General features: G+C 32.9%; 6 protein-coding genes. 3 read left to right on the forward strand and 3 right to left on the reverse strand.

Features of this window, described 5'->3' with window-relative positions; all coding sequences use genetic code 11:
- From MHN29_RS00005 to MHN29_RS00015, 3 genes are all read left to right on the forward strand, one after another.
- On the forward strand, nucleotides 1-5465 hold a 5465-nt coding region (locus MHN29_RS00005), incomplete at its 5' end, for a gliding motility-associated C-terminal domain-containing protein (RefSeq protein ID WP_239176060.1).
- Between the two features lie 23 nt (nucleotides 5466-5488).
- Entirely contained in the window at nucleotides 5489-6409 is a 921-nt protein-coding gene (locus tag MHN29_RS00010; RefSeq protein WP_235273652.1) for a type IX secretion system membrane protein PorP/SprF, read from the forward strand.
- Nucleotides 6410-6419: 10 nt separating this feature from the next.
- Entirely contained in the window at nucleotides 6420-8348 is a 1929-nt protein-coding gene (locus MHN29_RS00015; RefSeq protein WP_235273651.1) for an OmpA family protein, read from the forward strand.
- 4 nt (nucleotides 8349-8352) lie between these two features.
- Here the strand turns inward: MHN29_RS00015 and MHN29_RS00020 are convergent, their stop codons facing one another.
- Genes MHN29_RS00020 through MHN29_RS00030 form a run of 3 tightly spaced genes read right to left on the reverse strand, consistent with a single transcriptional unit; the run spans nucleotide 8353 to nucleotide 13782 of the window.
- Entirely contained in the window at nucleotides 8353-11103 is a 2751-nt protein-coding gene (locus tag MHN29_RS00020; protein WP_235273650.1) for a pitrilysin family protein, read from the reverse strand.
- Between the two features lie 32 nt (nucleotides 11104-11135).
- Nucleotides 11136-12368, reverse strand: coding sequence for a DUF4929 family protein (locus MHN29_RS00025; protein ID WP_235273649.1), 1233 nt, complete (start codon nucleotides 12366-12368; stop codon nucleotides 11136-11138).
- Between the two features lie 55 nt (nucleotides 12369-12423).
- Nucleotides 12424-13782 carry a RagB/SusD family nutrient uptake outer membrane protein gene (locus tag MHN29_RS00030; RefSeq protein ID WP_235273648.1) on the reverse strand — a complete coding sequence of 453 codons (1359 nt, stop codon included), beginning with the start codon at nucleotides 13780-13782 and terminating at the stop codon, nucleotides 12424-12426.
- Nucleotides 13783-13795: the final 13 nt, after the last annotated feature.

Raw genomic sequence — 13795 nt, forward strand, 5'->3', positions numbered from 1 at the left:
TAACCTATCAATGGCAATCAGCAACAAGTTTAGCGGGACCCTATAGTGATGTAACTAGTGGAACAGGAGGTACAACAGCGAGTTATAGTCCAGTAACTTCAACCGAAGGAACTTTATATTATCAAGTAGTAGTTAGCAATGCAGGAACAGGATGTACTAGTGTAACCAGTAGTAAATCAGCAGTTATAGTTAACCAAGTTCCAACCATCGATACTGAGCCAGCAGCAAGTACGACTGTTTGTAAAGACGGAGCAGTAACTCTAAATGTTGCAGCTAGTGGTGGCGTAGGAAGTTTAACCTATCAATGGCAATCAGCAACAAGTTTAGCGGGACCCTATAGTGATGTAACTAGTGGAACAGGAGGTACAACAGCGAGTTATAGTCCAGTAACTTCAACCGAAGGAACTTTATATTATCAAGTGGTAGTTAGCAATGCAGGAATAGGATGTACTAGTGTAACCAGTAGTAAATCAACAGTTATAGTTAACCAAGTTCCAACCATCGATACTCAGCCAGCAGCGAGCACGACCGTTTGTAAAGACGGCGCAGTAACTCTAAATGTTGCAGCTAGTGGTGGCGTAGGAAGTTTGAGTTATCAATGGCAGTCTGCAACAAGTTTAGCAGGACCTTATAGTGATGTAACTAGTGGAACAGGAGGTACAACGGCGAGTTATAGTCCAGTAACTTCAACCGAAGGAACTTTATATTATCAAGTGGTAGTTAGCAATGCAGGAATAGGTTGTACTAGTGTTACCAGTAATAAATCAACAGTTATAGTTAACCAAGTTCCAACCATAGATACTGAGCCAGCAGCGAGCACGACTGTTTGTAAAGATGGGACCGTGACTCTAAATGTTGCAGCCAGTGGTGGAGTAGGAAGTTTAACTTATCAATGGCAATCAGCAACAAGTTTAGCAGGACCTTATAGTGATGTAACCAGTGGAACAGGAGGTGCAACTGCGAGTTATAGTCCAGTAACTTCAACCGAAGGAACTTTATATTATCAAGTGGTAGTTAGAAATGCAGGAACAGGATGTACCAGTGTTACCAGTAGTAAATCAGCAGTAACAGTAAATGCATTACCTACCATCGATACTGAGCCAGCTGCAAGCACGACTGTTTGTAAAGACGGGATCGTGACTTTAAGTGTGATGGCAAGAGGTGGGGTAGGAAGTTTGAGTTATCAATGGCAATCAGCAACAAGTTTAGCAGGGCCTTATAGTGATGTAACCAGTGGAACAGGAGGTACAACGGCGAGTTATAGTCCAGTAACTTCAACCGAAGGAACTTTATATTATCAAGTAGTAGTTAGTAATGCAGGAACAGGATGTACTAGTGTTACCAGTAATAAATCAACAGTTATAGTTAACCAAGTTCCAACCATCGATACTCAGCCAGTAGCAAGTACGATAGTTTGTAAAGACGGCGCAGTGACTCTAAATGTAGCAGCGAGTGGTGGCGTAGGGAGTTTGAGTTATCAATGGCAATCAGCAACAAGTTTAGCAGGACCTTATAGTGATGTAACTAGTGGAACAGGAGGTACAACTGCGAGTTATAGTCCAGTAACTTCAACCGAAGGAACTTTATATTATCAAGTAGTAGTTAGTAATGCAGGAACAGGCTGTGCCAGTATTACCAGTAGTAAATCAACAGTAACAGTAAATGCGTTACCAACCATCGATACTCAGCCAGCCGCGAGCACGACCGTTTGTAAAGACGGAGCAGTAACTCTAAATGTTGCAGCTAGTGGTGGCGTAGGAAGTTTGAGTTATCAATGGCAATCAGCAACAAGTTTAGCAGGACCTTATAGTGATGTAACCAGTGGAACAGGAGGTACAACAGCGAGTTATAGTCCAGTAACTTCAACCGAAGGAACTTTATATTATCAAGTGGTAGTTAGCAATGCAGGAATAGGTTGTACTAGTGTTACCAGTAATAAATCAACAGTTATAGTTAACGAAGTTCCAACCATAGATACTGAGCCAGCAGCGAGCACGACTGTTTGTAAAGACGGCGCAGTGACTCTAAATGTGGCAGCCACTGGTGGAGTAGGAAGTTTGAGCTATCAATGGCAATCAGCAACAAGTTTAGCAGGACCTTATAGTGATGTAACCAGTGGAACAGGAGGTACAACAGCGAGTTATAGTCCAGTAACTTCAACCGAAGGAACTTTATATTATCAAGTAGTGATAAGCAATGCAGGAATAGGATGTACCAGTGTTACCAGTAGTAAATCAACAGTTATAGTTAACCAAGTTCCAACCATAGATACTGAGCCAGCAGCCAGCACGACAGTTTGTAAAGAAGGAGCAGTGACTTTAAATGTCGTTGCCAGTGGTAGTGTAGGAAGTTTAACTTATCAATGGCAATCAGCAACAAGTTTAGCAGGACCTTATAGTGATGTAACCAGTGGAACAGGAGGTACAACAGCCAATTATAGTCCAGTAACTTCAACAGAAGGAACTTTATATTATCAAGTAGTAGTTAGCAATGCAGGAACAGGCTGTACCAGTGTTACCAGTAGTAAATCAACAGTAACAGTAAATGCATTACCAACCATCGATACTGAGCCAGCGGCAAGTACGACCGTTTGTAAAGATGGCGCAGTGACTTTAAATGTTGCAGCCAGTGGAGGCGTAGGAAGTTTAACCTATCAATGGCAATCAGCAACAAGTTTAGCAGGGCCTTATAGTGATGTAACCAGTGGGACAGGGGGTACAACAGCGAGTTATAGTCCAGTAACTTCAACCGAAGGAACTTTATATTATCAAGTGGTAGTTAGTAATGCAGGAACAGGATGTACCAGTGTTACCAGTAGTAAATCAACAGTGATAGTTAACGAAGTTCCAACCATAAATAGCCAACCAATGGGAAGTACGACTGTTTGTAAAGACGGAGCAGTAATTCTAAGCGTAGCAGCGAGTGGTGGGGTAGGAAGTTTAACTTATCAATGGCAGTCTGCAACAAGTTTAGCAGGGCCTTATAGTGATGTAACTAGTGGAACAGGAGGTACAACTGCGAGTTATAGCCCAGTAACTTCAACCGAAGGAACTTTATATTATCAAGTAGTGGTTAGCAATGCAGGAACAGGATGTACTAGTGTTACCAGTAGTAAATCAACAGTGATAGTTAACGAAGTTCCAACCATAGATACTGAGCCAGCAGCGAGCACGACTGTTTGTAAAGACGGAGCAGTAACTCTAAATGTAGCAGCGAGTGGTGGGGTAGGAAGTTTAACTTATCAATGGCAATCAGCAACAAGTTTAGCAGGGCCTTATAGTGATGTAACCAGTGGAACAGGAGGTGCAACTGCGAGTTATAGTCCAGTAACTTCAACCGAAGGAACTTTATATTATCAAGTGGTAGTTAGTAATGCAGGAACAGGTTGTACTAGTGTTACCAGTAATAAATCAACAGTTATAGTTAACCAAGTTCCAACCATCGATACTCAGCCAGCAGCGAGCACGACTGTTTGTAAAGACGGGACCGTGACTCTAAGCGTAGCAGCGAGTGGTGGGGTAGGAAGTTTAACTTATCAATGGCAGTCTGCAACAAGTTTAGCAGGGCCTTATAGTGATGTAACTAGTGGAACAGGAGGTACAACTGCGAGTTATAGTCCAGTAACTTCAACCGAAGGAACTTTATATTATCAAGTGGTAGTTAGCAATGCAGGAATAGGATGTACTAGTGTTACCAGTAGTAAATCAACAGTGACAGTAAATGCATTACCAACCATTGATACTGAGCCAGCAGCAAATACAACTGTTTGTAAAGATGGCGCAGTAACTCTAAGTGTAGCAGCTAGTGGCGGAGTAGGAAGTTTGAGTTATCAATGGCAATCAGCAACAAGTTTAGCAGGGCCTTATAGTGATGTAACCAGTGGAACAGGAGGTGCAACTGCGAGTTATAGTCCAGTAACTTCAACCGAAGGAACTTTATATTATCAAGTGGTAGTTAGCAATGTAGGAACAGGATGTACTAGTGTTACTAGTAGTAAATCAATAGTTGTTGTTGGAAAGTGTGCTGATTTGAACTTGATTAAAACAGTTGATAACTTAACTCCAAATGTAGGTGACATTGTTACATTTACTTTAGAAATAAATAATCAAGGACCTAGTGTAGCAAGTGATGTTAGTGTAGAAGATATTTTGCCTTCTGGCTATGAGAATGTAACACAGATAAGTAATGGAGGTGTTTTAAATGGAGGTAAAATTACTTGGAATGGTTTGATAATAAACACTTCAGGAATTAAATTAACATATAAAGCGACTGTTAAGGCTCCTACAGGAGTGGCAAATGAGTATAAAAATGTAGCTCAGATTACTGCAAGTGATAGTGGAGATATAGATAGTAATGTAAATAATGATGATGGGGATCAAAGTGAAGATGACGAAGATAGTATTGTCATTGTTCCTCAGGTAGTTGATTTAAGTTTGCAAAAAACTATTAGTAACTCAACGCCAAATGTTGGTGATATAGTCACTTTTACAATTGATTTAAATAATTCAGGTGCTAATACAGCAACAGGTGTAAGTGTAGAAGATGTTTTACCAGTTGGTTATGAGAATATAACTTCGATTACAAATGGAGGAATTTTAATAGGAAATAAAATTACTTGGTCTAATCTGACGGTAACTAGTTCAGGATTGCAATTAACATATGATGCTATAATAAAGGCTCCAACAGGAGTTGTAGATGAATATAAAAATATAGCGCAAGTAATTAAAAGTGATCAATATGATGTTGATAGTGAGGTGAATAATGATGATGGAGATCAAAGTGAAGACGATGAAGGTAGTGTGGGGATCTTATTGCAAGGTGTAGATTTGGCTTTAACAAAAGAAGTAGATAATCTTGAGCCTAGAGCTAATACTAATGTTATGTTTACTATTACTTTAGCCAATAACGGTCCAGGTATTGCAACCAATATTGAGATAGAAGAAGTGTTGCCAGATGGATATGAGTTTGTTTCTTATACAACTAGTTCTGGAGTTTACGACGATATAGTTGGACTGTGGCAAATACCTACGCTTAATCCAAATGAAACAATCAAATTGTATTTAACTGTAAAAGTGAAATCTTCAGGAGACTATTTGAATATAGTTAATGTATCTAATTTAGATCAATTTGATAGTGATTCTTCAAATAATTCTTCATCAGCCAGTGTTAGCCCTATTTGTTTAACGGTGTTTAATGAGTTTTCACCTAATGATGATGATACAGTCAATAGTAAGTTTAAAATAAATTGTATTGAAAAGTATCCAAATAACACTCTAGAAATTTTTAATAGATGGGGAAATTTGGTTTATAAAAAGAAAGGTTATGATAATACTTGGGATGGTACTTCCAATGGAAGAGCAACTGTAGAAAAGGATGTTAAACTACCAGTAGGAACTTATTACTATGTACTAGACCTAGGGAATAACGAAAAACCAATTGTAGGCTGGTTGTACATTAACAGGTAAAAATAATTTGAATAGAAAAAGATATGAATAATTCACATTTTAAAATAATAACTATAATTTTCTTATTACTGACTCTTGAAGTGTATTCCCAGCAAGATCCTCAGTATACACAATATATGTATAATACAATGAGTGTAAATCCAGCTTATGTTGGGTCAAGAGGACATACAACTATTACCGCTTTAGGTAGAACGCAATGGGTAGGAGTTGATGGAGCTCCTGATACACAAACGTTGAGTTATGATACACCATTAGGATATTCAGGAGTAGGGTTAGGGGTGAATCTAACTAATGATAATATAGGACCCTCTAGTGAAATTTATTTGGATGTTAATGTTTCTTATACAGTAAGAACTAGTGATGAAGGAAATTTAGCTTTTGGATTAAAATTAGGTGGAAGACATTTGAATATTGATTGGTCGAAAGGAATTTCTGAAAACCCTGATATTTTATTTGAAAGTAACGTGAATAAATTTTTACCCACTATAGGAGCGGGTATTTATTATCATAAACCTAAGTGGTATATGGGGGTAGCAGTTCCAAATATTTTAAGAACTACTCATTACGATGATACTTTTAATGGAGGAGACGAAGCTGAAGAACGATTACATTTCTTTTTAATAGGGGGATATGTTTTTGATTTAAGCGAACGTATAAAATTTAAACCTGCGGCTTTAGCTAAAGTGGTGAATGGAGCTCCGATTTCAATTGATGTATCTGCAAATGTTTTGTTTAATGAAAAATTCAGAGTAGGACTGGCATGGAGATGGGACGATTCTATTAGTGCTTTATTAGGACTACAAGCATCAAAAGGATTACACATCGGATTTGCTTACGATTTAACAACTACTAATTACAGTAATTATAATTCAGGTACTTATGAACTGATGTTGCGTTATGAGATTTTTAAACCAAACGTATTGAAATCACCAAGATTCTTTTAAAGCTTAAAAAATGAAAAAAATTATATTCATAGTAATTTTACTAAACACGGTTTTAGGATACTCTCAAAGAAAATACGCAGCCAATAGATATTTTAAGGAATATGCATATAAAAAAGCTGCTGAATTGTATGAGTCAATATATCAAAAAGGAGATACTTCAATGGCGGTAATAAGTAGGTTGGGAGATGCTTATTATTTCAATACAGAATCAATAGAAGCAGAAAAATGGTATGCTTTATTGATGAAAAAACATGAAGCGATTGTTTTACCAGAATACATTTTTAGATATGCACAGGTTTTAAAAAGTAATGGAAAAATTAAAGAATCTGATATTTGGCTGAGAAAACTAAAAAAAGTAAAGAGTACTGATAGTAGGGCTATAGCTTTGGAGAATAATAAAGATTACTTTGTGAATTATTCAAAGAAGAAAAAAACGTTTGTAAATATTAATAACCTATCATCAAATACAGCGTATTCCGATTTTGGAGGATTTATTTTTAATAATAAATTGTACTTCGCATCTACAAAACCTCAAGGAACTAAGTTTGATAAAAACTTATATAAATGGAATAATCAACCTTTTTTAAATATTTACGAAGCAGAAGAAACATTCAATGATGAAAGTGAATTGATAGATGTGTCAGGTGTAAAGAAGTTGAAATCGATTAACACTCGTTATCATGAATCTAATGTAATTATTACTAGAGATGGAAAAACAATGTATTTTACTAGAGATAATTATAATGATGATAAATTAAAAGGGGATAAAAACAGTGTAACGCATTTAAAAATATTCAAGGCTGAGGATATAGGAGGGGAATGGAAGAATGTAAAAGAATTACCATTTAATGCAGATGGATTTTCGTGTGGGCATCCAGCTTTAAGTCCGGATGAGAAAATATTATATTTTGTTTCTGATATGCCTGGAGGAATTGGAGCTACAGATATTTATAAAGTTAATATTTTAGGTAATGACAGTTATAGTAAACCAGAAAATTTAGGTAATACAATAAATACAGAGGGAAGAGAAATGTTTCCATATGTAGGAATGGATGGAACATTATATTTTTCATCTGATGGTCATTTAGGATTGGGAGCTTTAGATGTTTTTGAATCAAGGAGTCAGGATGATTCTTTTTCAAAACCAGTTAATTTAGGAGCTCCTGTAAATGGAAGTTTGGATGATTTTGCATTTGTAATAAATGATGAAAAAACAAGTGGTTTCTTTTCTTCAAATAGAAAAGGAGGAAAAGGAGATGATGATATTTATAGTTATATGATTTATAACTGTAAAGAAAGTATCAAAGGAGTTGTAACAGCGGTAGGTACAAATGAACCTATTGAAAATGCTACGGTAAAACTGATTGATGAGAAAGGAAATGTTTTAAAATCAGAAAGAACAAATGAAGATGGAAGTTATATTTTTGATGAAATAGATTGTGAGAAAAAGTTTGTTGTTATAGCCTCAAAAGAAGATTATAGAAATGACCAAAAAGAAGTGCAAACACTTGATGTTAACAATAAATCAATTATAACTAATTTACAATTAGAATCGTTAATAGTGGAAGATCAAATAGTAATTAACCCCATATACTTTGATTTTGATTTGTATAATATTCGAGAAGATGCAGAGTATGAGTTAGAACACATTGTTTCAGTTATGAAAAATAATCCAGAAATGATTATCAAAATAGAATCTCATACCGATAGTAGAGGAACAAAAAAGTATAACAAGCAATTATCAAAAAGAAGAGCGATTTCTACAAAAAACTATATTATTTCAAGAGGTATTTCAGAAGAAAGAATAGAAAGTGCCATTGGTTATGGAGAAGAACAGTTATTAAACAATTGTGATGATTTAAATCAAAATAAATGTACGGAAGAAGAACATCAAAAAAATAGAAGATCTTATTTTTATATAGTGAACCTTGAAAAGTAACTTTTTATGGTTGTTGATTTACAACTTGAACAGTATTTTTTTTAGATTCTTTAAAGTTAGATTTTAAAAAGTTCTGTAAGTCTTTAATAGTAATATCCTGTAAAGTTTTTTTGTAGTTGTTCAGTTCATTTACTGAAACCTTGTTCGATAAGCTTTTATGTAAACTGAATGCCCAAGTATGAGTACTAGTGCTATTTATAATAGAGTTGTACTGTAAATATAATTGTTGTTTATAACTGTTAAAATCTTGTTCAGAAAGTGTAGTATTTACAATATTAGATAATAATTCTTTTAGTTTCTTTTTAGAACGTTTAAGAACAGAAGGTTTACACTGCCAGTTTATTTTTAAGATGGCTTGTTTGTTTAAAATATCTTTTTCAATACTTATAAGTGGTGTGTATACAAAACCTAAGCTTTCTCTTAATAATAACGTAATCTTATCGCGAAGCATGCGTTCGCTTAAAGAAAGAAGTAAACTATTTTTAAGATTGGCTTTATAAGGCAAGTAATAAATTTGTGTATTATCTGTATTAATAGTTGTACTCTTTTTGTTGTAAGTATAAGTACTATCAATAACTTTAAGATTGAATAAAGGTTTGTTTTTTATTGGATTAGAGTTTCTTTTTAGATTACCAAAATAAGTGTTAACTAAAGGGAGTATTTCTTCATTTTTAAAGTTTCCTGTTACAATAAATTGCCAATCATTAGCAAAAGAAAAGCATGTGTTATACCAATCTTTCATTTGATTTAAATCTAACTTTTTAAATTCTTCTCCAGAATTGGCACTTTTTCTATTGGGGTAATAAGTACCTGAGAGTTCCGCTATTTTAAAGTCAGATTTTATTGCAAAAGGACTTTCGTATGTTGGAGACAAACTTTTAATTTCATCAGAAACTATTGATTTAAATTCTTTTTCGTTAACACGAGCAGCTGTCATTTTTAAATATAAAAATTTAAAAAAATCAGGAATATCTTTTTGTGAAGAGAAACCATAAATAGCACGACTATCTTCTGAAACAATTTGAGAAGTTCCCATGTTTTTGTTTTCTAGAAATTTTTCTAGATTTTCATAATTTAAATTTCCAATACCACCTAATTCTATATATGAAACTGTAGATTCTAATTGGTAATAAAGAGTATCTGGAATATTTGATGTTCCTCCATTAGCATATCCAAGAATGCGAATTTCATCGGTTGAGTTTGTAGGTTTTAAGAATACTTTTATACCATTTTTATATTCGACTTCTACAATTCCTAAGTTTTTATGTTCTTTTTTAATTATAGGGTGCTTTGGAGTTAATTTCTCAGTTGTTAAAACAGGAGTTTTTTCCTTTTTTTCAATTTTCTTAATAGGAGTTTTATAATGATAATCGTTTAGTTTTTTTCGATTTACTTCTCGTATAATACTCTCTAAGTTTTTAGAGTTAATATTGTTTTTAGAATGTAAAGAATCTATAATGTAAACTCTTTTAATAGAGTTTTTCCATAACTTTTTAGCTGCTTTTTTTATAGAAGAGGAGCTAATTTTTTTAGTTGAATTTGTAGATTTCTTTTTAATGCCTAATTGAAAATCTAGCCATTGGTTAGCATGGAAGAGATTACTCTTAGAGTTGTTTTTTTGTGTATTCTCTTTAAGATGATTTTTTAATTCATTGTTAGAAATACCAAAAAGGGCTAATCGTTTTAATTCAGTAAATATTTTAGTTAATGTGGTTGAAGGGTTTGATGTTAAATTAGATTCAACCGAAGTATAGCGTACATCTCCCAAAAAGTAATTACTACGAACAATAGGGTTTGTTTTTGGTGAAAGAATAGTATCTAATCGTTTTGAAAGGACGTTACTTATAATGCTGTTTATTTTTCTTTCTTTTTTTGAGGTAGGGCTATGTTTTTCAGCTAAGTTTAGAATGAGTTTAGGCTGTTTGTTTTTTTTGAATTGACTTATAACTATAGTGTTGTTTAAGTCTTGAAAAAAGTTTTTAGAAACAGAACTTTTATTTGTGTTTTTAATAAGAGAGAATGTATTTTCTATTATTTTTTTTGATTTATTAATTGATAGATTTATATCGCCAATAATAAGTAATCTAGCAGCGTGAGGTTGGTACCATTTTTTATAGAACTCCTGTAGTTTTTTTGAAGTAATTCCTTGTATGCTTTTTGTAGTCCCAATGGCTAATCTATTTAGATATCTAGATTTTCCGAGCTTAAAAAAAAATAAAGAGTCAGCTTTAGCGGCAGCTTCTTTCTCAGCTAAAACAATTTTTTGTTGTGTTTGAATATCTTTTTCACTTAAAGATAAATCACTTAAGATGTCTGCAAAAAAGTAAAGTACTTTTTTAAGAGTGGTTTCTGAAATAGTTTTAGGGAAATTAATTTCATATAGTGTGTAATTATAATTTGTTGTAGCATTAAAATTTACACCTATTTGTAGTCCTTGTGATTTTAAATACTGAACAAAAGAATCGTTTTTAAAACGCTTTCCTCCATTGAAAGCCATATGTTCTAAAAAATGAGCGTAACCTAATTGTTCGTCAGATTCATTAATAGAACCTGTTTTTACTAAAAAATAGAATAGCGTTTCATTGGAACTTTTGTTTTTTTGAATGGTATATTCCATTCCATTTTTTAACTTGTTAGAAAGTAGCACGCTTTCCTGTTGTTGGAAAGCGTGCGTTTTTATACTAGTAAGGTATAAGAAGATGAACACTTCTATGAATAAAAGTAGCAGTTTGGTTAATTGATTTGAAGTGTTCATCTAAGAAAATAATTGTTTGTTATTATGTATTATTAGTTAGGTTGTGTAAACTTAACAGTTACAATATCATAAGATCCAGAGTTTGTATGATCTGTATTAAATTTAAAGTTCATTTCTGTTGCATTATATGAACTAGTAGGAGCAACCCAATCTCCTTCTCCCCAATCATCAGATATAATTGTACTATAACCAATGTAGCTGTTAGGGTATACAGAACCACCAGTTGTTATGTGTTCAGTTAATGTAGCATTTCCATTTGCTAATGCTAATAACTCATCCCATAAAGGAAATTCGTATTGGAAATCAACAGCAGCTAAATCTTTGGTTCTATTAGGATCTGTAAAGTTTGCATAAATATCATAAGTATTATTTTCACGAACATAATCTACTTTTCCGTCTGATTTAAACTCTAAGTCGTCTACTTTTACATTAAAATCATATTCTTTATTTTTCCACTTGTTTACTTTTTCATCACCTAAAGCTTTTAAAACTCCAGAAGATGCAGGTAATCCTGAATTATTCCAGTATTCAGTGTTTAAAATTGTTTCATGTCTAAATACATATTGTAAATATTCAGATAAACCAAAAGCATTTTTGGTCATTACTAATAAAGGCTTGTCTTTAGTAGCGTTTTCACTTAAAGTAATATGAGTTACACCAGTATAATTTAATGTTTGTGATGTTTCAAAAGGAACAAAAGAACCATTTGGAGCTGTAACTACTTCTACCTGTACAGGAATTTTACCAATCCACATAGAAAGATCGATTCCTTGTGATTTGTAATGCTTAATTAAAGCTTGTTGATCTGCAGTTAAAGGAGTAATCCCTTCCTCAGCTTTTACAGTAATTGTGTAGCTATCAGCTAATAATATATTATTAGTTATACCTTGGTAATCCTTAATTGTAAAAGTTAATTTTAAATCGTCAGCTAGCACATTTTCAGCATCTGGTTTTTTAGTGGCTGTAACTTTTAAAACTCCTTTTGTTTGATCTTTAACAATAGTTACTGGCTCAATACTTAATAAAGTAGGATAGTTTGCTAACTCATCTAAGTCAAAGTTAATAGTAATATCTTCTTTAAAAGCATTGCTTAATACTACATCGTATGTAAAAGTAGCAGCTTCTCCTTCTACTACTTCTGTAGATCCTTTGCTAATTAAGGTCACATTAACATCTCCTGAAAAAACAGGTATTGCATCATCGCTACAAGATGTTAGAATAATACTTGCTACAAGTACTAAGAATATTGATTTTAAAATTTTCATGATTGTTTTAATTAAAAATATTTATGTTTAAGGGTGTTTGTAATTTTTTAAGATGTTACCAATTCGGGTTTTGTTGATTTTGAATGGCTTTGTTATTTGATATTTCGCTTAGTGGGATTGGGAATAACCATCTATAATCGTTAGGTTGTATAGTAAATAAATTATTATTGTTAGTTTCGTTTACTCTTGGCAACTCTAAAGCTTGTTGTTTTAAATCGAAATAACGATTTCCTTCTCCTATAAATTCCTTTTGTTTGTCTTTTAAGAGGTCATTTAAAAAAGCAATTCCAGAACTTGTAATATGAGGTGCTTTTCTAATTGTTAAAAGATTATTTATAGTTTCTCTAGCTTCAGTTTCTTTGTTTAAGGCTACTAAACTTTGAGCTTTTATATAGTATAATTCAGCTGTTCTAAGTACAACTGTTGATGTGTTAAGTTTTTCTACTACATTATTTCTGTATTTTTTTAGAAAATTTACTTTTATGATAGTGTTGTTAACTAATCTGAAATCTTCATTAATAAAAGTATTAGCTAAACGAGTATCATTTGTATCGAAGTTTATAGAGAAGTTAGCGTAAAATTCATCGTTGTTTTCTGTGTCGTCATAAATAGAACTGTAATAAAAGTTTTCTTCATCAAATGTTAGTAAAGCTTCATTGTTGTTGTTTGGAGCTAACCAAACGGTGTTTAAATCATTACTTTTTAAAGGAAGGTTTGTTATTATTTCAGTACTTAAATCAATAGCTTTTTGGTATTTTTTCCAGTTAAAATATAGTTTAGCTAATAACCCTTTAGCGCTGTTTTTTGAAAAACGCAGATTCGAACTGTTTTCTTCTGGAAATAAATCAATGGCTTTCAATAATAATTTTTCAACGGCTAAATAACTGTCTTCTTGTGTGCTTCTTGGAAGTTCAGCGGAAGCTATATCGTCTTTTAAAACGATTCCTAAATTGTTAGCGTTGTAGTTTGTACAGTACAATTGAATAAGTTCAAAATAGGCATATGCTTTTAAACATAGTGCTTGTGCTTCAATGTATTTTAATAAGTTAGAATCATCAGTACCTGAAGTCTGTATTAAAGGGATTCTACTAAGTAATATGTTTGCTTTAGCATTTACACTATAATAAGAAGTCCATAATGAATTTGATAAAAAAACTAATTGTTGCGAATTCCATTTGTATAAATTGAAGCTTGATAAATTATCATCAATAGTATGATTTGGATATAAATCGTCCGATAATTTTGAAAAATTTACTCTTTCATTAGGAAAGGCTTTATAAATACCCGATAAACTTTCGTTTGCTGTAGCTGTATTGTCAATAGCATCCAAACCGGTTATTTGGTCTTCAACAGGTAAATCTAAGCTACATGCTATGTTTACTATTAATAGTAATAAGTAAATTGATTTTTTCATTTTTAATTTTATT

The sequence above is a fragment of the Tenacibaculum sp. Cn5-46 genome (assembly GCF_022347705.1).
Taxonomy (GTDB): Bacteria; Bacteroidota; Bacteroidia; order Flavobacteriales; family Flavobacteriaceae; genus Polaribacter; species Polaribacter aiptasiae.

Excerpts from the sequence above, each read along its gene's own strand:
- MHN29_RS00025 (WP_235273649.1), bottom strand. The coding sequence starts at position 12,368 with ATGAAAATTTTAAAATCAATATTCTTAGTACTTGTAGCAAGTATTATT.
- MHN29_RS00020 (WP_235273650.1), bottom strand. The coding sequence starts at position 11,103 with ATGAACACTTCAAATCAATTAACCAAACTGCTACTTTTATTCATAGAA.
- MHN29_RS00030 (WP_235273648.1), bottom strand. The coding sequence starts at position 13,782 with ATGAAAAAATCAATTTACTTATTACTATTAATAGTAAACATAGCATGT.
- MHN29_RS00010 (WP_235273652.1), top strand. The coding sequence starts at position 5,489 with ATGAATAATTCACATTTTAAAATAATAACTATAATTTTCTTATTACTG.
- MHN29_RS00015 (WP_235273651.1), top strand. The coding sequence starts at position 6,420 with ATGAAAAAAATTATATTCATAGTAATTTTACTAAACACGGTTTTAGGA.